We start from the raw sequence: 25,646 nt of genomic DNA, 5'->3' as shown, positions 1-25,646 counted from the left end.
GACTGGGGTAGCGCCGGAATATGCGAGTTGCCACGCTGAACGTCTGGGCCAGGAACGGCTGCTGGAGCAAGCGCCGCGAGGTGCTGATCGCTGGGTTGCGTGACCTGCGTCCGGATCTCGTCGCATTCCAGGAATCGGTCGTGACAGACGACTACGACCAGATTGTCGACCTGCTGGGACCTGACTATCACGTCGTTCACCAGGACGAGGGGAAGCCGATGGCACTCGGGCCTCGATCGCCAGTCGCTGGCCCCTGGGTGAGATCCGGCAGATGAGGCTGGACGTGACCGATCGCGTGAACCTGTCGGAATTCGCCGGCTGGATCGGCCTCGCGGAGGTTCTGGCGCCAGAGCCATTGCTGTTCGTCAACCACAAGCCCTCCTTTCGCCTGGGGCACGAACATGAGCGTGAACTCCAAGCCGTCCAGGCAGCGAAACTGATCGAGGAGGTGCTCGGTGATCGGAGCTGGCACGTGGTGGTGGCCGGAGACTTCGATGCGCCGCCAGAGTCGGCCAGCATCCGCTTCTGGAGTGGTTTGCAATCTCTTCAGGGGACCAGCGTCGCTTACCGTGACGTGTGGCAATGGGCGCATTCACACGATCCGGGGCACACCTTCACCCCGGCCAATCCACTCGTGACAAACGGAAACTGGCCGCTGGAAGTAGGCAGGCGCATTGACTACCTCTTCGTCCGTTGTCACGGAAACGGCCCGACCCTACGCCTGGCGGGCTGCTGGCAGATCTTCAACCAGCCGGTCAACGGCGTCTGGGCCAGTGACCATTTCGGCCTCGCGATGGATGTGGAAGAGATCCGGTGAGGCTCCGATCAGCGTCATTCCCTGGCGCTTCCTGCCCATGACTTCCCGCGTTTCCTCGCCGAAAGGGGGGACTTTGGACAGGGTGGGGAAGGCCTCCACCCCAACAGGCAGGTAGGCATGACTGAACATGAGTGATCTTCTCGCCACATTGGAGGCATGAAGAAATTGCTCGCCGCCGCTGTCGCCGGCTGCCTGGTCATCGCCCCCGTAGCTCCCGCCTTCGCTGCCGCCGCAACGCCCTCGCCGCAGTCCCGCCTTGACCGGCTCACCACCGAGGATGGCATGGCCGGCGTGTTGAGCCAGGTGCGGACCCCGGACGGCACGACCGTGACGCTGCGTTCCGGCACCGCGGAGCGGGGCACCGGCCAGCCGATGATCGGCCCCGAGGGCCGGTTCCGGATCGCCAGCGTGAGCAAGCCGATCATCGCCGCCACCGTGCTGCGACTGGCCGACCAGAAGAAGATCGACCTGGCCGCCCCGGTGGAGCGCTATCTGCCCGGCGTGCTGCGCGGCCGGGGCGACGGTGCGGCGATCGACGGGCGGAAGATCACCGTTCGGATGCTGCTGCAGCAGACCAGCGGCCTGCCCGAGTTCCTCAACGCGATCGAGTGGAAGGAGCCGTTCCCCGACTACCTGCGGGTGGCGCTCGCGCTGAAGCCCACACCCCGCGGCTCATTCTCCTATGCCAACACCAACTACCTGGTCCTCGGCATGATCGTGACCGAGGTGACCGGTAAGGACTTCCGGCAGGCGAGCCGGGATCTGATCTTGAAGCCGTACGGGATGCGGGACACGTACTGGCCGGCCAAGGGCGACTACGGCATCCGTGGCCCGCACGCCCACACGTACGGTGTGAACCCGGGCCGCCCGCAGGACGGCGAGGTGGATCTGACCGACCGGCTGCCCACGTACGAGTTCGGGCCCAGCGGCGGTCTGGTCTCCACCCCGGAGGACCTCAACCGGTTCTGGCGTAAGGCCCCGCTGGGCAGGATGATGGCCGGCACGGTGGCGGTCGAGCAGGAAGGCTGGCCTGCGGGCGCCCGCTACGGCTACGGGGTGGCCCGGATGGAGCCGGGCTGCGGTTATGTCTACTTCGGAGCCGGTGACATGCCGGGGGCCGCGGTGTTCAGCGGCCGGGACCGGGCTGGGCGCGCGGCCACCGTCTACGTCACGGGTGTCCCCGAGAAGCGGCAGCACCTGATCGACGCCTTCGTCGCCGCCATGTGCGACCGTTGACGTGAAAGAAGAGATCATTTTGCTCAGACCCAACTCGCCCGCCACGCCGTAGCGTTTCACGGGGGGCTTGAGCGGTCATGCACCAAAAAGCGTCCGACGCCGGACACTGTGAGCCTCACGTCTTCGGGTGGACCGCCAGGGTGAGCAGATCACAGTCCTCCTCGACCGGGCCGGTGCCGGGATGCGCGGCGAGGTCCGCGTCCATGGCTGCGAATCCGTCGGCGATTTCCTGCTCAGTCATGTGATCGAAGACCGAGCTGGCCCGCAGCCGCAGTCGTGCGGCGTAGTCGGCGTGACTGTCTGCCAGCCGGTGCCGCATCGAGGTGAGGGCGACAGGGCGCAGATCGACCGTGGCGAAGGCGTCCACCACCTCGGCGACCGTGGGGAAGAGCTCTTCCTCGATGTTCCGGGCGCGGGGGAACCAGCGGTGCCACAGCGGGTCGGGCATCCGGTCGGCGAAGGCGTTGCGGATGAACAGCCGGCCGCCTGGCGCCAGCACGCGGGCGATCTCCGGGGCCGCCGCCGGCAGGTCCTGGATGTGATGGATCACCAGGTAGAGCAGGGCCAGGTCGCAGTGGTGGTCCGGCAGCGGGATCTTCTCGGCGGAGCCCTGGAGATAGCTGACCGACGGGTGAGCGGCGGTGTTCGCGGCTACCTGACGCATCCGGGCGGAGGGCTCGACGCCGTACACCGGACCGCCGAAGGCGTCGGCCAGGGCGGGGGAGAACCGGCCGGTGCCGCTGCCCAGGTCCAGGACCGTCAGCGGCCGCCGGGACGGCGAGTGCCGGGCGAACTCCGCCATCCAGGCGGCGACGACGTCGGGGGGCAGCGCTCGACCGCGCGCGTACACCAGGTGCTGGCGGTCGTCGTAGTTGATGCGCTTCAGCACACTGCCGAATCTATCCCGGTCGGCTTGTCGACTTCGAGATCGCCGCCAAGTCCTGGTGCCCGTCCTCCACCGCGATCTCCATCTTCGAGGCCGCGTACGCGGTGCGCGGGGAGCTTGGCCGACTGCAGGCGTTACGACGTCTCCAACCTGGGGGAACGCTGGGAGGCGGAGGAACGCGTCCCGCCGCACCCCGCAGGGTGCGGCGGTCAATCGTGGCGGGCGTTCAGAGCCGGGACGTGCGGAACGTGGTGAGTACGGCGGCATGGTCCGAGGACCAGGTGTTGCCGCGGTGGTTGGGGACGGCCGTCGGCGTGCCCTCGACCAGGGCGCTGGAGTCGGTCACGCGGAGCGGACCCGCGTAGTAGACGAAGTCGATCCGGTCCTGCGGCTCGGGTTCGCCCTTGTGCGGGTCGTACCCGTAACCGCCCGTGAACACCGGATAGATCGGCGACCAGGTGATGCCCGGCGCGGTCACCGGGTTCGGGTGCGCCACCCGGTAGGAGTCCCGCAGCCCGGCCTGCGCGGGCAGCACCGAGGTCGGCCACGGGACCGTGGTGTAACCGCACCGGTCCGTGGCCTCGGTCCAGTCCAGATGGGACGGGGCGTTGAAGTCGCCCGTCAGCAGCACCGGCGTGCGCCGCGCCGCGGCCAGGTCCGGTCCCATCTCGCGCAAGACGGCCTGGATCTGGGGCGTGCGGCCGGAGCGCTCCTCGTTGGCCAGCAGCTGTTCCTGCGTCAGCTTGCCGAAGCACGTGTCGTACGGGCCGTACGGGTTGTAGCCGAGGTGGACGTTCCACACCACGACGTCCTGGCGTTCGCCGATCCGTACCCGGACCTTCGTCGCCACCGACAGCGGGCCACTGGCCACCGGCGGCTTGCGTTCGGTGATGGGGTACCGGCTGATCACGCCGGTGTCGGTGCCCGACTGGTGATAGTCCCAGCCCAGCGCTTCGGCCAGCTCGCGAGTGGAGACGGCCGAGGTCTCCTGGAGGCCCACGACGTCCACATCGGACTGGAGCAGAAACCGCAGCTCCTTCTCCCGGCCGTCGTCGACCTGGCTGCCGCTGTGCCACAGGTTGAAGCTCATCGCCCTGAGCTCGGGCACCAGGTCCTGGCCCGGCCGGCGGACGTCGATGCGGACCGTCGCCGTGCTGGTCTCGGCGCGCGCGTTGCGGGCCTCGACCCGCAGGGGCGCCGGACGCAGCGAGTCGCGCACCCGCGGCGTCCCGCTGACCTCGCCGTCGGCCGACACGCCGATCCACCGCGGCCCGCTGACCTTGCGGAAGGTGAGCCCGTCGGTGTCCCCGCGGACCACGCCTCCCACCTTCGCCTGGTACGGGGTGAGGGCGCGGGCGTTGCGCAGCCTGAAGGCGTCGGCGATGAAGTGCAGCGGCGCGTCGCTCGTGATCCGGACCTTCACCGGCGCGGCGAGCCACTGGTAACCGTCCTTCGCCAGGGCGAAGACGATGTAGTTGCCCGGCTCCAGCCCGTCGGTCGGCAGGGTGGCCGCACCGCTCTCCCCGGCGATGTAGGTCCAGCGCACCGAGGGGCCGACGAACTTCTCGTCCACCGGACCGTCGCCCGGGTCGGTGTAGAGGCCGAGCCAGTTGGTCGGATCGGGGCGGGGCGTGGTGAAAGACGCCTTGATCGGCTCGCCGCGGCGCACGCTCGACGAGGCGAGTGTCAGCGTACCGTCCGGGGCGGCGGACACCGACGCCGACGCCGGGACCGCGCCCGTGGACAGGACGAGCGTCGCCACGACGAGCGACTTGAGCCAACGCATGCGCGCCTCCTTGATCTGCACCGAGCAGCGTCGGCGGGGCCGATGACGATCATGTAAACGGGCCGTGGCAGACCGCTGGCGGCCGGAGGAACCCCTGGGCCTGCCTTTTCGCGCTGATCGAGGACAGGTGCGCCGGGGACGCCGGCCGGGGCGACGCAGGGTGAGCCGCCCTTGGCTGGTCAGGATGCCGAGGCTCGAACCCTCGATGAAGGGTGCGAGCACGAGGCCGATGACGGTCGATCTGGCCGGGGGCGATGGTCCTCGGGCCGTAATGGCGTGCGAGGAGCTCAGAGCAGGCGTAGCTGCTCCGGCTCCTCCGCGACCGGCGCGGCCCGGGGCGGAAGACGGCGGGCCATGGCCGGGGTGGCGCGGCCCACGCCGTGGCGTTCGGCCAGCTCCTTGACCAGGCCCGTCACCCGCTCCTGGTACGCCTTGGGCGCGTACGCGCCGCGCCCGTACAGCTCCAGATAACGGGGCACCAGGCGCGGATGCTCGCGCGAGAGCCACCCCAGCCACCACTCCCGCGCCCCGGGCCGCAGATGGAGCACGATGGGCGCGATGTGGGTGGCGCCGGAGGCGGCGATCTCCTTGACGGTGGTCTCCAGCTGGGCGGGGGAGTCGGTGAGGAACGGGAGGATCGGGGCCATCAGGACACCGCACGCGATGCCGTTGTCGTTGAGCGTCGCGCACACCTCCAGGCGCCTGCGCGGGTTGGGGGTGCCCGGCTCCACCGCGCGCCAGGCCTCCGGGTCGACGAAGCCGACCGACACGCTGGTGCTCACGTCCGCGACGTCCGCGGCCTCCGTCAGCAGGTCGAGGTCCCGCAGGATCAGCGTGCCCTTGGTGAGGATCGAGAACGGGTTGCGCGCGTCGCGCAACGCGGCCAGGATGCCGCGCATCAGCTTGTAGCGGCCCTCCGCGCGCTGGTAGCAGTCGACGTTGGTGCCCATGGCCACGTGGTGGCCGCCCCAGCGCGGCGAGGCCAGCTCCTTGCGGGCCAGCTCGGCGGCGTTGACCTTGACGACGATCTTCGAGTCGAAGTCCGCCCCGGCATCAAAATCTAGATATTCATGCGTTTTTCGGGCAAAACAGTAAATACAGCGATGCGTGCACCCGCGATACGGGTTGATCGTGTATTCGAAGGGCACCCGGCTGGCCCCCGGCACCCGGTTGATGATGGATCTGGCCCGGATCTCGTAGAAGGTCATCCCCCTGAATTCGGGCGTGTCGAACGTGCGGGTGACCGCGCCGCGAGCGAACAGCGGCATGGCCGGATCGTCCTGACCGGACCCGGCCAGGCGCAGGTTGTCCCAGCGCATGCCATGATTAGAACAGCAGTTCGAGCATGATCGCAAACCGAAAAGAGGTTGCAATTACCTGGTCAGGCGGGGGCTAATGATCTTCAGGGTTGGGCAGAAAGACGTCGCAGAGCTTGCGTTCGGGAGGTGCGCCTATGGCCTGGTCGCAGGACGAGGAGCGGATGCTGGCCCAGATTGAGCAGCACCTCGTCGCCGACGATCCGCGACTCGTCGCACGACTGGAGTCGTTCAACGAGCGGGTGCGTCGCAGCGAGGCGAAGGCCAAGGGACAACCGGGCCGCAGGCGGCGGCCGCGCCGCTCGACGGTCATCATCCTGATCAGCTGGCTGCTCATAGCCACGCTGGTCGCCACACTTTTGATCATGGTGCTCCGCCACGAGGCCGCCGCCGCGCTCGCCTTGGCCGCCGGCACCTTCTAGCCGTCCCTGCACGGATCGGCGCCTTCCGAGCGCCGCACGAACCCCCTCCCACACGCTCCGTCACGGGCCGTTCTCGGACTGTTCATACTGCCTTCCGGGGCCGTCGTCGATCCGTTCCACGCGCGGCACGCTGCCGCGTCGCCGGCGTCCCTCCCTCTGGGGTCGGTGGGCGAAACACGGAAGGCGAGCGGGGTCGGCATCAGGCCTGGACGGGGAAGTTGCTGCGGAAGACGCCGTACGGGTCGCGGCGGCGCTTGACGTCGCGCAGCCGCGCCAGCACGTCGCCCGGGAACGCCGCCGCGGCCTTCTCCCCGTGGCCGAGCAGCGTGTACGGCTTGCGTCCGCTGGTGTGGGGGATCATGGCCCTGGAGAGCGCGGCCTGCCGCTCCTTGACGGCGGCGGCGACCTGCGGCGTGTCGGCGGCCCCCAGCATGCTCAGCGCGTACGGCTCGGCGAGGTGCCCGCAGGCGCCGCCGTTCAGGACGGGACGGCTCAGCGCCCCGCCGAGGTGCCGCACCTGCACGGCGGTCAGCGGGGCGACGGACCCGTCCGCCGCCGTGCCGAGCAGCGCGGCGGCGCAGGCGTCGTCGAGGTCGGTGACGAGCTCCGCGCGCAGCAGGCCGGCCTTGGGCTCGGTCGGCTCGGCGGCGATGGCGCCCAGCGCGTGCGCCGGCAGCGGGCCGCGGGTGTCGAGGAGCGGAGCACCGGCCCGGCCGAGCGGGGCGAGCAGGGCCCGCCCCGCCGCCTCCTCCCCGAGGTACGCGGCGTGCACCGCCACCGCCGACAGCCCGCGCAACGGTTCGGGCAGCTCGCGCAGCGGCGGGAAGCGCATGAGCGTGAACCACAGGGTGAGCTCCTCGGGAGCCGTCGCCGTGATCTCACGGAAGGCCGCGAGGACCTGCTCCGCGCGGGCGACGGGCCAGATGACGGCTCCGCCGTACAGGTGCGGAGCGGGGAACAGCCCGATCTCCATCGCGGTCACCAGCGCGAAGTCGCCGCCCCCTCCGCGCAGCGCCCAGAACAGCTCCGGGTCGGACGCGGCGGTGACCCGCGCGCGGGCGCCGTCGGCGTCGACCACCTCGAAGGCGCGGACGCCGTTGGCCGCCAGGCCGTACGAGCGGCCGAACCAGCTGATCCCGCCGCCGAGGGTGTAGCCGGTCACGCTCACCACCGGGGAGCTGCCGGCCAGGCCGGTGAGGCCGTGCTCGGCCGCGGCGGCCAGCAGCTCGCCCCACTGGACGCCGGCTTCGACGCGCGCCACCCGCTCGCCCGGCCGGATGTCCACGCCGCGCATCCGGCCGGTCCGTACGAGGATCTGGCCGTCGAGCCCGTCACCGGCGCCGTGACCGCCGGGCTGGACGGCCACGCCCAGCCCGGCCAACTTCGCGTAGCTGACCACGGCGGCCGCGTCGGCCGCGTCCTCGACCCGTACCACCGCGCTCACCTTCTGCTCGACGGCCCGGTTCCAGGCCAGCCGGGCAGCGTCGAAACCGTCGTCTCCCGGCACCAGCACCTGCCCGCGTACCGCCCGCCGAAGACCCGTCTCGTGAGATGTCACTGTTTCTCCTCCTGTTGCCGTCGTCGCTCCACGATGCGGCGCGGCACTTGGGAAGGACCTGTCCGCGACTTGTCGCCGGCCTGCCCCATCCGCACAGGTCGCCTGCCTCATTCCGGACAGAAGGTTCGTTTCCTCTCCGCCGGACGTGCCCTTACGCTGGTTCGCCGGATGAACATGAGCGATGAGGAGCCATGGACTTTCGCTTGCTCGGCCCGCTGGAAGTCCTCGACGCGCACGGGCGGCCTGTCGAGCTCGGCACCCGCAAACAGCGTGCGGTGCTCGCGATGCTGGCGCTCGAACCCGGCCGGATCGTGTCGCTCGACCGGCTGATCGACGAGCTGTGGTCGGGCGAGCCCCCGTCCAGCGCCATGGGGTCGCTCCAGGTCTACATCGCCAAGCTGCGCAAGGCGCTGGAGCCGGACCGGCCGCCCCGCACGCCGGCGGCGGTCCTCGTGACCCGCGAGCCCGGCTACCTGCTGTCCGTCCCGCCGGGACAGGTGGACCTCATCCGGTTCAGCACGTGGGCCGAGGACGGCAGCCGGGCGCTTGGCCTCGGTGAGCACGCCATGGCGCTGCGCCATCTCGACCGGGCCCTGGCCACCTGGCGCGGCGAGCCGCTCGCCGAGTTCGCCGGGTACGGGTTCGCCCAGCCGGTCGCGGCGCGCCTGGAGGAGCTGCGCGCCACGGCGATGGAGGACCGGTTCGAGGCGCGGCTGGCGCTCGGCGAGGGCGCGGCGTGCGTCCCCGACCTGGAGCGCCTGGTGGAGGCGCAGCCGTTCCGGGAACGGCTGTGGAGGCTTCTGGTGCTCGCGCTCTACCGCGCCGGACGCCAGGCGGACGCGCTCGCGGCGCTGCGCAGGGTCCGGGCCCTGCTCGCCGACGAGCTCGGCCTCGAACCCGGTGAGGGGCTGCGCACGCTGGAGCAGGCGGTGTTCGCCCAGTCCCCCGAGCTGGCCGCGGCCGTGCCCGGACCGGCCCGCGTGGAGGTGCGGGAGCCGGCAGTCTCGCCGCCGCAGGCCACGGACGGCCTCATCGCCCGGGAGGAGATGCTACGCCTCATCGCCGAGCGCCTCGCGGGGACCCGGCGCGGCCGGGGCGGTGTCCTGCTGGTCACGGGCGAGGCGGGGATCGGAAAGACCCGCCTCGCCCAGGCCGCCGTCGACGAGGCCGAGGCCCGCGGGCTGGCCACCGCGTGGGGGCGCTGCGCCGAGGACACCGGCGCGCCCGCGTTCTGGCCGTGGCTGCAGGTGCTGGGCTCGTTCGGCCAGGACACGGCCGGCGCGCTGCGCCTGCTGAGCGGCGAGGCGCGGACGGGCGGCGGCGACCCCGACACGGCGCTGTTCGGGCTGCACGAGCGGGTCCTGAAGGAGCTGACGGCCTCCGGCGAGCCCCGGCTGGTCGTGCTGGACGACCTGCACTGGGCCGACGCCTCGTCGCTGCGGCTGCTCTCCTTCCTGGCCGCTCACCTGCACCGCGCCCCCGTCCTGATCCTGGCGACGCTGCGGCCCGAGCCGGGAGGCGATCCCGAGCAACTGCGCGACACCCTCGGCCGGCTGGTGCGGGAGCCCGGCACCGAACGCCTGGCGCCGGCGCCCTTCACCCGGGAGGAGGTCTCGGCCTATCTCTCGCGGCGCGACCTCACCGACCCCGCGCTCGCCGCCGTGCTGCACGACAGGACCGGCGGCAACCCGTTCTTCCTGAACGAGCTGTTTCGCCTGCTGGACAGCGAACACCGGCTGGACGCCGCCTCCCTGGGCGTCCCGGCCGGGGTGCGCGAGGTGATCGGACGCCGGGTCGCGCGCCTGCCCGAGCCGACCCAGGACCTGCTGCGCTGCGCCGCCGTCCTCGGCCGCGAGGTGGGCTTCGACGTGCTGGCGGCGGTGGGCGCCCGGCCGCCCGAGGAGGTCATGTCGCTGCTCGAACCGGCCGTGGCGAGCGGGCTGCTGATGGAGCTGCCCGACGGTTTCGACTACCGATTCTCCCACGCTCTGGTGAGGGACGCCCTGTACGCCGAGCTGGGCCGGCTGGGCAGGGCCCGGCTGCACCTGCGGGCCGGTGAGGCGCTGGAGTCGTTCCCCGGCGTGGAGGCGTCCGTGCTGGCCCACCACTTCGGCGCGGCCTCCCGCGTGGGAGGGGCGGCCAAGGCGGTCGACTACGCGGTCAGGGCCGCGCGCCGCTCGGCGGACCAGCACGCCTACGACGAGGCGGTCGGCTTCTGGCGCAGGGCGCTCGACGTGCTGGACGCGGCCGACGTGCGCCGCCGCCATGAGCTGCTCATCGGGCTCGGACGGGCGTTGCGGGCCGTGGGCGACGTGGAGGGGGCGCGGACGGCGCTGGACGAGGCCATCCGGATCGCCGCCGACCTCGGCGACAGGGCTGCGCTGGTCTCGGCGATCGTCGTCTTCGGCGAGCTCGCGGTGTGGAACTGGCGCGCCTACGGAGAGTCCGACGAGCGCATGGCGGCCCTGCTGGAGAATCTCCTCGCCGAGCCGCTCGACGACCGTGACCGCGCCGCCCTGCTCGGCACGCTCGGCGTCGAGCTCTACTACTCGGGCACGCGGCGAACCGAGGGCGAGCGGCTGGCCGCCGAGGCCGTCGCCGTCGCCCGCACGGTCGGGGATCCCGCCCTGCTGACGCGCGTGCTGAACAACTACGTGATCGCCGCCTGGGTGCCCGAGCGGGAGCGCGAGCGCAGGAGCGCCACCGAGGAGATGCTGGCCGTGCCCGGCCTGCCGGCGGGGGCGGAAGTCGTGGCGCGCGTGTTCCGCATGGCGCATCTGCTGAGGGACGGTGAGCTGGCGGAGTGGGAGCGGGACCTCGCGCGCTGCGAGCGCCTGCTGGGTGAGGTACGCCGCCCCGAGCCGGAGGCGATGGTGCGCATCGCCGAGGCCGCCGGCCGTACCCTCCAGGGCCGGTGGGAGGAGGCCGAACGGCTCGCCGGGGAGTTCACCGCGCTGCTGGACGGCTCCAGCATGTGGGCGCCCGACTTCCCGGGCCTGATCACCCTGTTCACCTGCCGCTGGGCGCGGGGCAGGACGGGCGAGCTGCTCGGCGAGCTGGTGGCGAGGGCCGAGCATCCCGGCATGGTGCCGCTGCGGCCCGTGGCGATGCTGGCCGCGCTCGACGCGGACGACCGCGCTCTGGCGCGCGAACTGGTCGCCCGCTGGGGCACCGAGATCCGCGACGACTGGTCCACGGAGTTCCTGACCGTCGTGTGGGGGTACGTGGCCGCCCGGCTGGGCGTCCCCGAGCCGGCGGACCTGTACGCCAGACTCGCGCCGTACTCGGGGCGGCTGGTCGTCAGCGGCATGGGCGCGGCGGGTTGGGGCTCCATGCACCTGGTCCTGGCGGAGCTGGCCAGAGCCATGGGTGAGGTGGAGCAGGCGCGCGCCCACGCCCGGCAGGCGCACGAGACGCACCTGCGTCACGGGCTGGACCACTGGGCCGGTCAGAGCGCACGGCTCCTCGCCGACCTGGCCTGACGGTCGCCCCCCGCGGAACATCCCGCGAGCCCGTCATGGTGGCGCAGCCCGCGACGAGCCGGACCGACGAAAGGCTTGTCCCTCAATCGGTGGGGGAAGAGGGCGCGCGACAGCCTCATCTCCCGGCCCTCCCTTGCCCGTCGTGCGTGTAGACGGCCGTCGCCTGGTCAGGACGGCAGATGCTGCGCTCGGGCCGGTGGTACGTACCCGGCCGCCGGCACGTTGGCGGCGGTCAGCGCATTCGGGGCCAGAGAATCGAGCCTGGGATCCTCTCGTCGATCGAGCGCGCGACCGCGTCGTTGATCGCCCGGTGCATTCCGAAGTCGTCGCTGTTCACGATCAGCAGGGGCGCGTCGGGCTGGTACCCAGAGGGATTGCTCCAAGCCTGCCGGGCGCGAAGGGCGACATCCAACCGGTTTCCGGCCCGCCACGTACCAAGCATCGGCCGTACGGAGCGGGCAACGCGCCCACTGGCCCCTGCCTACCGGGGACGGGCGAACCTACGGCTCCACGAAGCGGGCAACGCGCCTCTGGCCCCTGCCTGCCGGGACGGGCGACCTTACGGCTCCACGACGCGGATGGTCGGCTCGACGCGTACCGGGAAGTTCACAGAGCTGGCGATGAAACACGCCTTGTGCGCTTCTTCGTGCAGCTCGGTGGCGGCATCGACCATGTCGGGCGACGTCACGGTGATCGAGGGGCGCAGCACCGCCTCGGTGAAGTGGCCGCCGACCGTGGTCTGGGCCATGGTCCCGACGGCGTTGTCGACGTACTCGGTGACGACGACGCCCGCCACGGCGCACTTGTGCAGATACGACAGCATGTGGCACTGGGACAGCGCGCCGACCAGGAGCTGCTCCGGGTTCCAGCGTGTCGGGTCGCCGCGGAAGGCCGGGTCCGAACTGCCCGCGATGGCCGGCGGACCCTCGGCGGTCAGCTCGTGCTCGCGGCCGTAGTCACGGTAGCCACTGGTGCCGGTGCCCTTGTTGCCGGTCCAGGTCACCACGACCGGATATGTGTGTTCGCGGGTCATGCTTGGTCCTCCTCGCTGTGGGTGATGTTACGGGTGTCGAGTACGTGCGCGCGGGCGACCCTGGCGGCCTCCTCCGGACGGCCCAGGACGATCGCGGCGACGAGCTCTTCGTGCTGGCCCGACACGTACGCGTGCCGAGACGGCGGCGCCAGCGAACGCAACGTGGACACCTGGATCTGATCCCAGATGCGCTCCAGCGCGTGCAGCGCCATCGAGTTGCCCGCCAGCTCGGCGATCACTCGATGGAAGCGGCGGTTGAGCCGTACGGCCTCGGCCAACCGCCCCTCGGTGGTCGCCGTGGCGGTGTCGATCGCGATCTCACGGAGCGCGGCGAGGTCGGCGGGGGCGATGCGGCCCTCGCGCTGGCGGGTGGCGGCCAGCTCGGCGGTGAGCGCCTCGAGTGCCGCCCGCACCTGGTACGCCTCGTCCAGGTCGCCCTGCGCCAACGCCACGACCACCACGCCGCGCCCGGAGGGCTGCACGAGCCCGTCGGCGGTCAGCGCGCGGAGCGCCTCGCGTACGGGGGTGCGGCTCATGTCCAGGGCGGCCGCGACCTCCATCTCGGTCAACCGCGCCCCGGGCGGGTACGTGCCGTCGAGGATCAACTCCCGCAGCCGCCTCCGCGCCACATCGGTCTGCATGCGGATCAGGTTAGCGGACGGCATGCATTGCATGCAATGGACGCAATGTATGCAAGCGCGCTTGCATGGCGGACAACACGAGCGCTCCCGGGCGCGGGCAGATGGGTCGCATTCGAGGCGAGGGGCGCTGCGACTTCGGGGACCGGGATCGCCGGTCTGGGATGGCTGGTCTGGCGTGGCTGGTCTGGCGTGGCTGGTCTGGGATGGCTGGTCTGGGATGGCTGGTCTGGGGTGGCGGGTCTGGGGTGGCGGGTCTGGGGTGGCGGGTCTGGGGTGGCGGGTCTGGGGTGGCGGGTCTGGGGTGGCGGGTCTGGGGTGGCGGGTCTGGGGTGGCGGGTCTGGGGTGGCGGGTCTGGGGTGGCTGGTTTGGGGTGGCTGGTTTGGGGTGGCTGGTTTGGGGTGGCTGGTTTGGGGTGGCTGGTTTGGGGTGGCTGGTTTGGGGTGGCTGGTTTGGGGTGGCTGGTTTGGGGTGGCTGGTTTGGGGTGGCTGGTTTGGGGTGGCTGGTTTGGGGTGGCTGGTTTGGGGTGGCTGGTTTGGGGTGGCTGGTTTGGGGTGGCTGGTTTGGGGTGGCTGGTTTGGGGTGGCTGGTTTGGGACGGCTGGTTTGGGACGGCTGGTTTGGGACGGCTGGTCTGGGGTGGCGGGTTCGGGGTCGCGCGTGAGGGATCTGGAAGCTCATGGTTTGTGGTGCCGGCGGCGAGTGCTCTCGTGATCGGCCCGCGACAAGGGGATGGCGGCGTGTGACACTCGTCGAGTACGGCCTTCCGATACATCGCTGAACCGTTCCTGCGCAGAAAGGGCTGAGATGCCGCGCTGGCTCAAGGTCGTGATCGCGGCGACGGTCCCGTCCACGGCCGGGGTTCTGGCCTGGTGGATCTGTGTGGCGAACGGGCTCGGGCTGGACAGCACGAGCATCGTCGTCGGTCTGGTCGTCCTGCTCCCCGGAACGCCGCTCGCCATCTGGGCCGGGCAGCCGGAGCCGGGCACCGGACCGCCACCCGGTTCGAAGCGGGACCCGCGTACGGTCGGTGACGTGCCGCGCGAGCCGAAGGCCTTCCAGCCGCGTTCGGATCTGAGCGAGCGCATCGACAAGCTGTTCTCCGCACGCCGCACGGCCGCGGTGTGCGCGCTGGTCGGGGGGCGCGGCGTGGGCAAGACCCACCTGGCGGCCGCCTACGCCCGGCGCTGCATCGAACGCGGCATTCCGGTGGCGTGGCTGCACGCCGAGACCGTCGAGCAGCTTCACGGTTCCGTGGACCAGCTGGCCACCGAGGCCGGGTTACGTAACGACGCGGACGACCCGGCGTCCGTGGCCCGCAAGGTCAGAGCCTGGCTTCAGGAGCGGCGGGAGCCGTATCTGGTCGTGTTCGACAACGCGACGGACCCCGATCTGCTGGCGCCGCTGCTCCCGTCCCACGGCCGAGCGCGCGTACTGATCACCACCAATGATCATTCGTTCGAACGGCTCGCCACGATGGTGACGGTGGAGCAGTTCACGGAGGCCGAGGCGGTGAAGTATCTCCGTACGCGGGTGGGCGCGGACGACGGCGGCTTCCGGTCGCTTGCCGAGGAACTGGACCGACTGCCGCTCGCCCTGGGCATCGCCGCGGCCGCCCTGGTGGGCCCGCCGCGCCTGTCGTGCGAGTCCTACCTGGGGCGGCTGCACGCCACCCCCATCGAGGTGCTCCTCGCGCGGCCTCGCGGCGAGCCGTACCCCACCGGAGTCGCGCAGGCGATCATGTTGTCGGTCGGGCAGACCAGTCCGGAGGCCGCACGGCTGCTCGGCGAGTTGTCCGTGCTGTCGACCTCCGGCGTCGGGTTCGAGCTGCTCGGCCCGCAGGCGGAACCCGCGCTGGCCGAGCTGGGCGCCCGATCGCTGGTCACCTTCGGCGGGAGCGACACGACCGCGTTCGTCCACCGTCTCGTCCGGCGTGCGGTACGCGATCAGGCCGGGCGCGACCGAACCCTGGCCGAGCTGGTCGAGACAGCCGGGCAACGGCTGCGCGTGGCGGTCGAGGACATCTCCGACCAGGACACCTGGCGGAAGTTCCCCATGATCATGGCGGTGGCCGAGCACGGGGCGGCCTTGTGGGAGGCCGTGGAGCAGGTCCCCGAGGGGGAGTTCGCGCACATGCGCGCGGCGGCCGAGCTCGTCCTGCGGGTACGCCACGTCGTGGCCTCCCATCTGGTCTATCTCAACGACGGGCTCCGGGCCGCCCCGGTCGCCGAAGCCGTCGCCAGGGGACGCGAGAAGCTCCTGGGGGCCGAGCATCCGGACACCCTCGCGGCCACGCACACGCTGGCGCACGCCTTCGAGTACGCCGGCCAGGTCATGAAGGCCGCCGCCCTCTACCAGCGCGTCGCGGCCGATCGCGCCCACGTCCTCGGTGACGATCATCCGGATACGTTGTGGTCACGCGCGTCGGTGGCCTTCTCGTACACGATGGGAGGCAGGGCGCCGGAGGCGGTGCCGATGATCGAGCAGGTGGTGGCCGACCAGCAGCGGGCGCTCGAACCCGGCCATCCCACCCTGCTCGCGGCGCGCTATTTCCAGGCCTACACCAACGTCGAGGGCGGCCGGCCCGAGCGCGGCATCGAGCTGTTCCAGCGGCTGATAGCCGATCACGAGCGGCTCTTCGATCAGGACTATCCCGATACCTGGGTCGTCAAGGGACAGCTCGCGCGCGCCTACAAGGCGGCGGGCAGGGCCGATGAGGCCGTTCAGCTGTACGAGCACGTCGCCGGGGAACAGGCGCGGCTGCTGGGCGCCGACCATCCCGACACGCTGATCACCCGGCACGGCCTGGCCACGGCGTACGAGGCAGTGGGACGGACCGCGGACGCGCTCGCCGAGTACGAGTGGGTCGTGAACCGGTTCGAGGCGGTCATGGGGCCCGAGCAGACACTGACCAAGACCGCCAGGGAAGACCTGGAGCGCGCCCGCCGGAGTCTCCGGCTGAAGTGATCAGCGAGAGTCGGCCTCATGGAAGGGGATCCGGTGAAGTGATCAGTGGAGGTGCGCGTTATGGAGGGGGTCGGTGAGGTGGCGGGTGGTGGAGGTAATCAGTGGGACTGGGCGTCCTGGAGGGCGGATCGGGCGAGGTGATCAGTGGGAGTGGACGTTATCGAGGGGGTCTGTGTGGTGGAGGTGATCACTGGGAGTGGGCCTCGTTTAGGGGGGAGCCGGCGAGGCGGGCGGCGATGACGCGGGCGAAGGTGGGGCAGTGGAAGATGCCCTCCGGGTGCCCGCAGGCCAGGCCGTGGGCGATGGCGGTGCGCGCGGCCTGCGCCTGGGCGATCCGTTCGTCGAGTTCGGTGAGCTTGCGCTCATGGAGCTCGCGCCAGGCGTCGACGTCCTCGTAACGAGAGGTGATGAGCACTTTCAGCTCGCGCAGCGAGAAACCGATGTCCCGCAACGACAGGATCAGGCCGACGATCGCCATCGCGGAGGCGGGGTAGCGCCGTTGGCCCGCGACCCGGGTCGGGGCGGGGAGCAGTCCGAGCTCCTCCCAGTAACGCAACGCCGAGGTGGCCACGCCGGTGGTCCTGGCCAGCTCGCCGATCGTCAACAGCTCGTCGGGCTTGATTTCAAGGGCACTTGAAGCCGTTGACTGGCGCCCCTGAGATCGAAGACGCTCAAGCAGCCCGTGATAACCCAGGTCGTACGTGAGTTCGGCCACGCCATCCGAGGATGAATCTACGTTCTCGACCATTCCGAAATCATGGCCCGACGAGCCGGTAAGCACAACGCGGGCGCCGTTCACTCGACGAGCCGTCGGACGCCGTCGTTGCGGTGAACTCGGTCGGCTCCGGCCCGGTTGGGCCGAACCGTGCGGCGCGGTTGTCGTTGAGCAGAAGCAGGTGCGGAACCCCCAGGAGCGGCCGCCACGCGCTTCACCGGGCCAAGTACGTCAAGACTCGCATCACCGTGCCCGCAGCCGGTCCAGGTGATAGTCGACCGCCGCCACGACGGCCTCCGGCGAGTAATGGCCGACCAGGGTCGGATGCACCATGCCCTGGGCGAAAGCGAACAGAATGCTCGCCTCCTTCTCCGCGTCCAGGTCGGCGGCCACTTGCCCGGCGGCCTGCGCGGCCCTGATCTGGTCGATGTAGAACGCCATCACGTACGGCAGCCCAGCCCGCAGCGGCTCCGCCACCTCGTCGGCCACCACCGACCTGGCCAGGAACGCCAGCCCGATGCGGGACTCGGAGCGGCGGTTCTCGTCCAGCGGCAGCAGTTCCAGGATCGCCACCCGCAGCAGCGCCAGGGGATCGCTCTGGTCCGCGGAGGCCACCCGGAGCCGGATCCGCGTGTTCAGGTGTTCCAGGGCCAGCAGGAGCATCTCGTCCTTGGTGCTGAAGTAGTACTGCACCGCCCCCATGGAGATCCCGGCCTCCGCCGCGACCTCCCGGAGGCTGACGCTGTCCAGCCCCTTGGCGTCGATGAGGCGGTGGACGGCGTCGGCGATGTGCCGCCGCCGGGCTTCGTGGTCGACGATCTTAGGCATCCGGTTTTCCCATGCAGCTGTATTGAAAACGCGGGCAGGCCGTGTTTACCATGCGACTGCATTGTAAACGGGGGTGGTCATGAGAGTTCTGATCATCGGAGTGGGCACGCGGGGCGACGTGGCGCCGTACACCGGACTGGGCGCGCGGTTACGCGAAGCCGGTCACCAGGTCGCCATCGCCGCGCACGAGCCCTACGCGGAGCTCGTGACCGGCGCAGGGCTGGAGCACCGGGCCATCCCCGGCGACCCGCTCCCGCTGCTGGCCTCGGCCAAGGGTGGCGTCCGGGTCTCCCTCGCCGCCAAGGCCCGGATGTTCGCCCAGTACGCCACGCAGGTGACCGACGGCATCGTCGAGGCGGCCGAACGGGGTGCCGACATCCTCCTTCTCGGCGTGGCCGCCTCGGCCGGGTATCACGTGGCCGAGGCGATGGGCGTACCGAGCATGGGGGTGCACCTGCAGCCGGTGGAGCCCACCGGCGACTTCCCGCCGGTCATGAGCGCTCTCGGCCGCTCGTTCGGACGGTGGGGCAACCGCGCCGCGGCCCGGCTGGCGTTCGCCGTGCCGTCGCCCGTACACGTCGGGTCGGCGAGAAGGCTGCGGGCCCGGCTCGGGCTGCCGCCGATGAGCTCGCGCGCCGTCTACCGGCGTCGCGAGTCCACCCGGTGGCGGGTCGTCCACGGCTACAGCCCGCTGGTGCTGCCGCGCCCGGCGGACTGGCGGGAGGGGCTGGAGGTACGGGGCTACTGGTGGCCGCCACGCCCGCCGGGCTGGGTGCCGGACGGCGTCCTGGCGGACTTCGTCGGGTCGGGGCCGCCGCCCGTCTTCATCGGGTTCGGCAGTCAGGCGGCGGCGCGCGCCGAGGAGTTCACCGACCTCGCCGTACGCGCCCTGCGGCGGGCCGGCTTGCGCGGCGTGCTGCAGACGGGCGTGTCCGGGCCTCTGGGTGACGACGTGTTGGGGGTGGGAGATGTGCCGCACGACTGGTTGTTCCCGCGGATGGCGGCCGTGGCGCACCACTGCGGCAGCGGCACCACCGGGGCGGGGCTGCGGGCCGGCGTCCCGGCGGTGGGCCTGCCCGCGGTGAACGACCAGCCGCTGTGGGCGTCCCGGCTGACCGCGCTCGGTGTGGCGCTCGACGCCATCCCGTTCCGGCGCCTGTCCGCCGAACGGCTGGGCGCCGCGCTCCACGTCGCCGTGACGGAGGACTCCTACCGGCGCAGGGCCGCGGCGCTCGCGACCCGGATCCAGGCGGAGGACGGCGCAGCGGCCGTGATCGCGGCCGTGCGCGACCACACCGCCGCTCCCCGCTGATCGGCGAGGTCCGGCGCACTGCTCCCCGGTGATCGGCGAAGCCCGGCGCGAGTACCATCGGCGCTCCTGGGCGATCGTGAGGTCGAGTACGAGTGCGCCAGGGCCACCGGCGATCGGTGAGGTCGAGCGCGATTGCGCCCGCGCCTGCGCCCGCGCGATCGGCGAGATCCGGCGCGAGTGCGCCCCGCGCTCCCCGTCGCCCCCCGAGGTCAGGCGCGGGTCGCGCGGTCGAAGATCTCGACCAGCTCGTCCGCGCACCGCTCCGGATCGAGGCCCTTGACGAGCCGGTCGGCCACCCCGTCGATGGACGCGCGCAGAGCCGTGCCCATCAACACGCCATCGAACTCCCGGAACGCCCCCGCCCGCTGCCCCTCCGCGAACAGCGCCGCCAGCCTGGCGACCGCGGCGTCCTGCTCGTCCCCACCCACGGGCACCTGGTTGAAAGCGATCTGCTGAACGGCCCGCACGTGCTCGGGATGGGCGGCGATGAAGGCGATGTTCGCCCTGATGAACGCCTCGAGCTGGGCGCGCGCCCCGGAGGCGGCGTCGAGCGCGGGGCGCATGAAGGCGGCCGCGTCCTCGACGACCTGGCGGACGACGGCCTCGAACAGCTGGTCCTTGCTGGAGAAGTGGTAGGAGATCAGCCGCTTGCTGCTGAGCCCCGCCTGCTCGCAGATGGCCTCGAACGTGGTCTCCGCGTAGCCGCGCCGCGCCAGCACGGCGATCGTGGCGGAGGCGATCTGTGCTTTGCGGGCCTCGGTGGCCGCCCGGCGGGTCGCGGGGCTCTCCATCAGAGTCTCCCGAGGGAACCGTCGTCTTCAGACGACGGGGGAATCGGGAGCGGGAGGGCCGCCAAGGCCCGAGCGTGCCTTGACCTGTCAGGTCCGCGGGTCACAGATGTCCTTCCGGGTTTGTCGGTGCCGGTCGATACCGTGGTGGTCTCGTTACTGAGCGTGGGGGGTGGGGTGTGCGCAGGTCGTTCAAGTTCCTGCTGCGCCCCACCGGCAAGCAGGCCGACGCGCTCGCGCAGTGCCTGGAGGATCACCGGGTGCTGTACAACGCGGCTCTTGAGCACCGCCGTACGGCCTACCGCAAAGCCGGGGTGACGGTGCGCTACGGCCAGCAGTCGGCCGATCTGAAGCACATCCGCGCCGACGACCCCGGCGGTCAGGGCCGATGGTCGTTCTCCTCCCAGCAGGCCACCCTGCGCAGGCTGGACAAGGCGTACCGGGCGTTCTTCGACCGCGTCAAAGCAGGCCGCACGCCAGGCTTCCCGCGTTTCAAGGGCCGGGGCCGGTTCGACACGGTCCAGTGGCCCAAGGACGGCGACGGCTGCCGGTGGGACTCCCAGCCGCACCATCCGACGGCGACCTACGTGCGGTTGCAGGGCGTCGGGCATGTGCGGGTCCACCAGCACCGCCGGGTGCTCGGCATCGTCAAGACGATCAGCGTCAAGAGGGAAGGCGCCCGCTGGTTCGTCGTGCTGTCGTGCGATGAGGTGCCCGCACCCACCCTTCCCGCCACGGGCGCGGTCGCGGGTGTTGACATGGGTGTCGCCTGGCTGGCCACGACCAGCGACGGCGACCACCTCGACAACCAGCGCCACCTCGCCACCTCCGCGAGCCGTCTGGCAGCGGCCCAGCGGAACCTCGCCCGTAGGAAACGAGGATCGAAGCGGCGCGGTAAGGCCGTCGCGCGGGTGGCGGCCCTGCACGCCAAGGTGCGGCGGCAACGCCTCGACTCGGCGCACAAGGCCGCGCTGGCGCTGGTCCGCGGCTACGACGTGATCGTGCACGAAGCGCTGAACGTGGCGGGCATGATCCGGCGTGTCGCGCCGCAACCGGACGGCGAAGGCGGCTACCTGCCTAACAGGCAAGCGGCTAAATCGGGGCTGAACAAGAGCATTCTCGATGCGGGTTGGTCGGCGTTCTTGACGATCCTGTCGCACAAGGCTGAAAGCGCCGGTCGGCAGCTGATCGCGGTGAATCCGGCCAACACCTCCCGTACGTGCTCGCGTTGCGGGCACTGCGCGAAGGACAACCGTGTCACCCAGGCCGTTTTCCGATGTACGGGGTGCGGGTTTTGCGCGCACGCCGACGTGAACGCGGCGATCAACATCTTGAGGGCAGGGCTTGCCCTTCGTGAGGCTGCGCAAGCGGCTTAGCGAGAAGCCGCTTCCTTCAGGGAGCGGAGGAGTCACTCAGCCCAGCTTGCCACGCTTCGGGAACGCCTGCCGTACGGCACGTCGGTTGACGAGCAGGGCCACGGCGGCGACCAGCACGCCGACCACGGCCTGCTCCGCCTTCATCCAGCCGGGATAGCCGCTGTCCGGGGCGACGAGGATGAGCACGATCCCGATGGGGGCGGCGATGGTGACGAAGCGGATGCGTACGTAGGCCGATCTCTTTCCCCGGGCGGCCTGACCCGCGAGGGCGACGAGCCAGGCGGCGGCCACGGCCACGGCGGCGCCGCGCAGCCACACCACCCAGTTGCCGCCGATCAGGGCGGCCACGCCGAGGGTCGCGACGGAGATGACGAGCACGGCCACGAAGAGGGCCCGGACGGCAGCCCATACTTTATTATCCATGCGAGTAAATTTACACACCCGGATAACAAGTGTCCAGGGTGATGACTTCGGGCCCGGAGTCGGTGACGATGACGTCCTCCTCGTGGCTGGCGCCCCCCACGGAGTGCATCGCGATCCTGCGCTCCAGCGCCAGGCACATCCCGGCCTCGATCAGGCCGTCCGCGTCCGGCCCGCCCTCGGTGATCCACGGCGGCTCCAGCGACAGGCCGAGCCCGTGGCCCCAGAGGCCGTCCGTCTCCGACCAGGGCAGTCCGTGGTGGACGGCGAACGCCGACCGTTCGAACACCTGCTGGCACCGCCGCGCCACCTCGCCGAAGCGCCGGCCGGGCCGCAGCAGCTCGATCCCGGCCAGGACGCTCTCCCGCACCGCCTCCAGCAGCCGCCGCTGCTCCGTGGTCGGCTCGCCGCCGACGACCCACGTCCGGGCCAGGTCGAACAGGTAGCCGCGTACGGAGCCGTACAGGTCGATCCTGATCAGGTCGCCCTCGGCCAGCCGCCGGTCGGCGGAGTAGGGCGTCGGGCCCGAGGCGGCGAAGGTGTAGGACTCGGCGCCGGAGGAGATGCCCATGCCCGAGTAGGCGCCGCCCGCCCGGACGATCTCGGCGATCGCGGCCGTCGCCACGTCGGCCTCGGTGGCGCCCGGTACGGCGGCGTCCCGGGCGGCGGACACCGCGCGCACCCCGAGCGCCCCCGCGGCGCGCAGCAGGTCAAGCTCGGCGGGGCTCTTGATCCGGCGCGCCTCCCAGGCCAGGTCGTCGGCGCACACCAGCTCGTGCCCCGGCAGCACCGAACGCAGCCGGCACCACCACGGCGCCGCCATCGCCTCGTAGCCGATCAACGCGACGCGCCCCGGCCGGATCGACTCCCTGATCTGCTCGGCCAGGGCGTCCACGAGATCGGGCGTCACCTGAACCCGCGCCGCCGGCCGGGGCTCCTGGAGGTCCCTGGAGTTGGTCAGCAGGACGGCGGTGTGCCCGCCGGGAGGAGGGTCGGCCACGGGCAGGACCACGGCCGCGTGGCCCCGTGCCCGCCAGTGGCCGGGAAAGTCGGGGATGGACGGCTGGTGCTGGTAGAAGCCCGTCAGGTAGTAGACGTCGGCGTAATGGTCCTGCGCCGAACCGCCTCTCGACCAGGCCACCACCCCGCGGAACCCCGCCCGCGCGGCCAGGCGCCCCATGGCCGCCTGCCGCGCCGCGTACTCCTCGCCACCGATCCCCAGCACAACCGAGTTCTGCCCAGGTCAGAGGCCGGTTCACCTGGTCGCGGCGGTCAGAGCCCCTTGAGGAACGACGCCGCCACCGGCGCGGCGACCTTGCCGCCCGCGCCGCCGCCCTCCACGACCACCGCGAACGCCACGTCATCCTTGAAGCCCATGAACCAGGCGTGGGTGTCCAGGTCGTCGCCGGTGCCGAACTCGGCGGTGCCGGTCTTGCCGTGCGTGCCGGCGGGCAGCCCGGCCGCCTTGGCCGTGCCCTTGGACACCACGGCCGCCATCATCGAGTGCAGCGGCTCCTTGACCCCGTCGGGCAGCGGGCGCTCGGTGGCCTTCTGCTTCAGCGAGGGCACCAGCGTCGGCGGCCGCCACGTGCCGTCCGCGATGGCGGCGGCCACCGAGGCCATCGTCAGCGGGCTGGCGGTGATCCTGGCCTGCCCGAACGACTCGGCGGCCAGCTCGGCGTCGGACTGGGCCCGGGGGAAGCTGGCCTTGGTGGCCGGGACCCCGATGTTCAGGGGCTGGTTGAAGCCGACGTCCTCGGCCGTCTTCAGCAGCTTGTCGGCGCCCAGCTTCTGCTCGGCCAGCGGCGCGAACGTCGTGTTGCACGAGTGGGCGAACGAGTCGAGGAACGACAGCGACCCGAACGCCTCCTTGTCGGAGTTGCGGACCTTCAGCCCGCCGATGGTCGCGTACATCGGGCACGTCACCGTGTCCGACGGCGACATCCCGGCCGCCAGCAGGCCGATCGCCGTGACCGCCTTGAACGTCGAGCCGGGCGGGTAGCGGCCGTCCAGCGCCCGGTTGAAGCCGCCCTGGTTGTTGACCACGGCCAGGATCTCCCCCGTGGACGGCTTGATCGCCACCATCGACGTGGGCTTCTTCATGTCCTTGACCGCGCCCACCGCCGCGGCCTGCGCGCGCGGGTCGAGCGTGGTCTGGACGGGCTCGCCGTCGCTGCCCTCGATGGTCTCCAGCGTCTTGCCGCCGAGCTGGATCTCGGTGGCGGGCGTGCCCGCCAGCCGCTTCTGGAACGTCTCCTGCAGCCCGCCGCGCCCGACCGCCTGGCCGACCTTGTAGGCGGAGCCCAGCTTGGCCACGTCCTTCTTCTCGGCCTTGGCGAGGTAGCCGACGAGCTGCTGCACCGACCCGCCGACCGTGCCCGTGTCGATCCGGTCTCCCCGGGCGTCGGTGATCTCGGCCCGCTCGGGCCAGCGCGTTTTGAGCTTGAACTCGGCCCCGGAGGTCATCGACGGGTGGAGCGCGGCGGGCTTCCAGTCGACCTTCCAGGTGCGGTCGGCCACCATGAGGTCGATCTGGCCCTGGTAGGACCACTTGCCGATGTTCTTGAGGGTCAGGGTGGCGGTGTAGGGGGCGCTGGCCCGGTCGCCGGTCTCGGTGATCTTGCCGAGCTTGATGTCCGTCGACTCGACGGCGAGTGCGCTGCGTTGCTGGTCGTACGCGGTGAGCTGCTGCGGTTTGGCGAGCTCCGCCCCCATGGCGGTCCAGTTGCCGGCCTGCCACGCGGCGGTGAAGCGCTGCGCCGTCTCGGCGGGCGTCCCCCTCGTGTGCAGCAGGTAGTACGCGCCCCCGGCCGCGGCCCCCACCGCGAGCACGGTGGCGCTGGACACGATCGCGATGGTACGACCACGCGCCACGCTACATCCCCCTGATCCTCGACGACATTGTCATGACACGCCGTTGGCCGCCTTGAAGCTGGCGGCGTAGGTCGGCACGTATTCCTGCCCGGACAGCTTCTGGATGGCCGCCATGATCTCGTCGGTCACCCGCCGCCGGTCGCGCGCCTTGGTGTGGTCGCCCTCGAACCGCATGGGCTCGCCGATGGCGATGCCGATCCGCGCGGGCCTGGGCACCTTCGAGCCGACCGGCAGCACCTTCTCGGTGCCGCTGAGCGCCACGGGCAGCACCGGGGCGCCCGTCTTGAGCGCCAGCCAGGCCACGCCGACCTTGCCGCGGTAGAGGCGGCCGTCGGGGGAGCGGGTGCCCTCCGGGTGGATGCCGAACAGCTCGCCGCGCTCCAGCAGCTCCGCGGCGGAGTCGAGCATGGTCTGGGCGGCGTGCGCGCTCTCCCTGTCGATCGGCAGGCTGCCGCCGAGCCGCATGAAGAAGCCGGAGACCGGGTTGCCGTCGAAGTACTCGTTCTTGGCGGTGAAGGTCACGTGCCGCGGCAGCAGCGCGGGCAGCAGGAACGAGTCGAGGATCGACAGGTGGTTGGCGGCCAGGATCGCGGGCCCGCTCCTGGGCACGTGCACCGCGCCCGAGATGTGCGGCCGGCACATCGCGTGCGCGAGCGGCGCGGCGGCGAACTTGACCACTTCGTACAGCAACGAGCTCTCCTGATCATCGGGCCGGTCGGCCACCCCACCATAAAGCAGGCGCCCCGCCGTTGGGCGGGACGCCTGGAAAAGTCGTTGATGCCGATGTGGCGGTCGCCTCCTCGGCGAGATGCACAACACGGCTCCAGCCGAACGGTATTCCGTGAAGGCGGTAATTTGCGGCCCGGGGGACACAGACCACATCGGCAACTTGAGTTAAGCACACGGTCCGGCCATGGGGGTAATCGCGCCCCCCTCATGGGCGACACGTGACCTGCGCTTGGCGATCTTCGGCGGCCCCGGGACGGCTCCTGGTCCCGTCTGGTCACTCCCGGTGACCGCGGCCCCGTCGCGGAAATCGGGAAAATGATTTGAGCTCCCCTTGGCATTCCTTGTTGAATTCACCATGTCAGTGAGACTCGATGAGGGCACGGGTCGAAGTTCGTCGGTTACCACTTTTATGGGGAGTCGCAGGTTCGAGTCCTGCCCGGGGCCAACGCTCCGGTAGCTCAG

Annotated in this window: 21 protein-coding genes; 8 read left to right on the top strand and 13 right to left on the bottom strand. The window is 71.2% G+C overall.

The window, feature by feature from the left end; translation table 11 throughout:
* Positions 1–20 precede the first annotated feature (20 nt).
* From HD596_RS51405 to HD596_RS51395, 3 genes are all read left to right on the top strand, one after another.
* Positions 21–275 carry an endonuclease/exonuclease/phosphatase family protein gene (locus HD596_RS51405; protein ID WP_185076728.1) on the top strand — a complete coding sequence of 85 codons (255 nt, stop codon included), beginning with the start codon at positions 21–23 and terminating at the stop codon, positions 273–275.
* The gene (locus HD596_RS51400) at positions 272–817 is read left to right on the top strand and encodes an endonuclease/exonuclease/phosphatase family protein (protein WP_246555446.1); all 546 of its coding nucleotides are present in this window, start codon (positions 272–274) and stop codon (positions 815–817) included. The genes HD596_RS51405 and HD596_RS51400 overlap by 4 nt, the downstream gene beginning before the upstream one ends.
* A 156-nt stretch (positions 818–973) precedes the next feature.
* Entirely contained in the window at positions 974–2,053 is a 1,080-nt protein-coding gene (locus HD596_RS51395; protein WP_185076727.1) for a serine hydrolase domain-containing protein, read from the top strand.
* A gap of 115 nt (positions 2,054–2,168) precedes the next feature.
* Here HD596_RS51395 and HD596_RS51390 read toward each other — a convergent pair whose 3' ends face one another.
* The 3 genes from HD596_RS51390 to HD596_RS51380 form a co-directional block, all read right to left on the bottom strand.
* The gene (locus HD596_RS51390) at positions 2,169–2,942 is read right to left on the bottom strand and encodes a class I SAM-dependent methyltransferase (RefSeq protein WP_185076724.1); all 774 of its coding nucleotides are present in this window, start codon (positions 2,940–2,942) and stop codon (positions 2,169–2,171) included.
* Between the two features lie 223 nt (positions 2,943–3,165).
* Entirely contained in the window at positions 3,166–4,725 is a 1,560-nt protein-coding gene (locus HD596_RS51385) for an endonuclease/exonuclease/phosphatase family protein (protein WP_185076722.1), read from the bottom strand.
* Between the two features lie 287 nt (positions 4,726–5,012).
* Positions 5,013–6,044 (bottom strand): Rv2578c family radical SAM protein, encoded by a 1,032-nt coding sequence (locus HD596_RS51380; RefSeq protein WP_185076720.1) that lies wholly within the window; start codon positions 6,042–6,044, stop codon positions 5,013–5,015.
* A gap of 134 nt (positions 6,045–6,178) precedes the next feature.
* On the opposite strand from HD596_RS51380, the gene HD596_RS51375 reads away from it, so the two are divergent.
* Positions 6,179–6,463, top strand: a complete 285-nt coding sequence (locus HD596_RS51375; RefSeq protein WP_185076717.1) for a DUF3040 domain-containing protein — start codon at positions 6,179–6,181, stop codon at positions 6,461–6,463.
* 199 nt (positions 6,464–6,662) lie between these two features.
* Here the strand turns inward: HD596_RS51375 and HD596_RS51370 are convergent, their stop codons facing one another.
* Complete coding sequence (locus HD596_RS51370; RefSeq protein WP_313046758.1) at positions 6,663–8,021, bottom strand: FAD-binding oxidoreductase; 1,359 nt, start codon at positions 8,019–8,021, stop codon at positions 6,663–6,665.
* A gap of 191 nt (positions 8,022–8,212) precedes the next feature.
* Here HD596_RS51370 and HD596_RS51365 point away from each other — a divergent pair, with 191 nt between their 5' ends.
* Complete coding sequence (locus tag HD596_RS51365; protein ID WP_185076713.1) at positions 8,213–11,503, top strand: ATP-binding protein; 3,291 nt, start codon at positions 8,213–8,215, stop codon at positions 11,501–11,503.
* A gap of 559 nt (positions 11,504–12,062) precedes the next feature.
* On the opposite strand, the gene HD596_RS51360 is transcribed toward HD596_RS51365, so the two are convergent.
* Both HD596_RS51360 and HD596_RS51355 read right to left on the bottom strand, forming a co-directional pair.
* On the bottom strand, positions 12,063–12,536 hold the full coding sequence (locus tag HD596_RS51360; RefSeq protein ID WP_185076712.1) for an OsmC family protein: 474 nt from the start codon (positions 12,534–12,536) through the stop codon (positions 12,063–12,065).
* Positions 12,533–13,177, bottom strand: a complete 645-nt coding sequence (locus tag HD596_RS51355) for a GntR family transcriptional regulator (protein ID WP_185076711.1) — start codon at positions 13,175–13,177, stop codon at positions 12,533–12,535. Before HD596_RS51355 ends, HD596_RS51360 begins: the two co-directional genes overlap by 4 nt.
* Before the next feature lie 805 nt (positions 13,178–13,982).
* Between HD596_RS51355 and HD596_RS51350 the strand changes: the two genes are divergently transcribed.
* On the top strand, positions 13,983–16,142 hold the full coding sequence (locus HD596_RS51350) for a tetratricopeptide repeat protein (protein WP_185076708.1): 2,160 nt from the start codon (positions 13,983–13,985) through the stop codon (positions 16,140–16,142).
* Positions 16,143–16,329: 187 nt separating this feature from the next.
* Here the strand turns inward: HD596_RS51350 and HD596_RS51345 are convergent, their stop codons facing one another.
* Both HD596_RS51345 and HD596_RS51340 read right to left on the bottom strand, forming a co-directional pair.
* Positions 16,330–16,746: a MerR family transcriptional regulator gene (locus tag HD596_RS51345; protein WP_185076706.1), complete on the bottom strand. Its 417-nt coding sequence runs from the start codon at positions 16,744–16,746 to the stop codon at positions 16,330–16,332.
* Between the two features lie 354 nt (positions 16,747–17,100).
* Positions 17,101–17,685 (bottom strand): TetR/AcrR family transcriptional regulator, encoded by a 585-nt coding sequence (locus tag HD596_RS51340; protein ID WP_185076704.1) that lies wholly within the window; start codon positions 17,683–17,685, stop codon positions 17,101–17,103.
* A gap of 79 nt (positions 17,686–17,764) precedes the next feature.
* On the opposite strand from HD596_RS51340, the gene HD596_RS51335 reads away from it, so the two are divergent.
* Positions 17,765–18,997, top strand: a complete 1,233-nt coding sequence (locus tag HD596_RS51335) for a glycosyltransferase (RefSeq protein ID WP_185076703.1) — start codon at positions 17,765–17,767, stop codon at positions 18,995–18,997.
* A 209-nt stretch (positions 18,998–19,206) separates the two neighbouring features.
* On the opposite strand, the gene HD596_RS51330 is transcribed toward HD596_RS51335, so the two are convergent.
* Positions 19,207–19,788 (bottom strand): TetR/AcrR family transcriptional regulator, encoded by a 582-nt coding sequence (locus HD596_RS51330; protein ID WP_185076701.1) that lies wholly within the window; start codon positions 19,786–19,788, stop codon positions 19,207–19,209.
* Positions 19,789–19,964: 176 nt separating this feature from the next.
* Here HD596_RS51330 and HD596_RS51325 point away from each other — a divergent pair, with 176 nt between their 5' ends.
* The gene (locus tag HD596_RS51325; RefSeq protein WP_185076699.1) at positions 19,965–21,161 is read left to right on the top strand and encodes an RNA-guided endonuclease InsQ/TnpB family protein; all 1,197 of its coding nucleotides are present in this window, start codon (positions 19,965–19,967) and stop codon (positions 21,159–21,161) included.
* Positions 21,162–21,197: 36 nt separating this feature from the next.
* On the opposite strand, the gene HD596_RS51320 is transcribed toward HD596_RS51325, so the two are convergent.
* From HD596_RS51320 to HD596_RS51305, 4 genes are read right to left on the bottom strand one after another with little or no spacing between them, the layout of a single operon-like run.
* Entirely contained in the window at positions 21,198–21,584 is a 387-nt protein-coding gene (locus HD596_RS51320; protein WP_185076697.1) for a hypothetical protein, read from the bottom strand.
* A gap of 10 nt (positions 21,585–21,594) precedes the next feature.
* Positions 21,595–22,806, bottom strand: a complete 1,212-nt coding sequence (locus HD596_RS51315; protein WP_185076695.1) for a M24 family metallopeptidase — start codon at positions 22,804–22,806, stop codon at positions 21,595–21,597.
* A 47-nt stretch (positions 22,807–22,853) separates the two neighbouring features.
* Positions 22,854–24,428 (bottom strand): penicillin-binding transpeptidase domain-containing protein, encoded by a 1,575-nt coding sequence (locus HD596_RS51310; RefSeq protein ID WP_313046752.1) that lies wholly within the window; start codon positions 24,426–24,428, stop codon positions 22,854–22,856.
* Positions 24,429–24,485: 57 nt separating this feature from the next.
* Positions 24,486–25,097 carry a lysophospholipid acyltransferase family protein gene (locus HD596_RS51305; protein WP_185079242.1) on the bottom strand — a complete coding sequence of 204 codons (612 nt, stop codon included), beginning with the start codon at positions 25,095–25,097 and terminating at the stop codon, positions 24,486–24,488.
* Between the last annotated feature and the right edge of the window lie 549 nt (positions 25,098–25,646).

The organism is Nonomuraea jabiensis (assembly GCF_014204795.1).
Taxonomy (GTDB): domain Bacteria; phylum Actinomycetota; class Actinomycetes; order Streptosporangiales; family Streptosporangiaceae; genus Nonomuraea; species Nonomuraea jabiensis.
The sequence above is the reverse complement of the archived record's forward strand: the minus strand, read 5'-3'. Positions and strand labels throughout refer to the sequence as shown.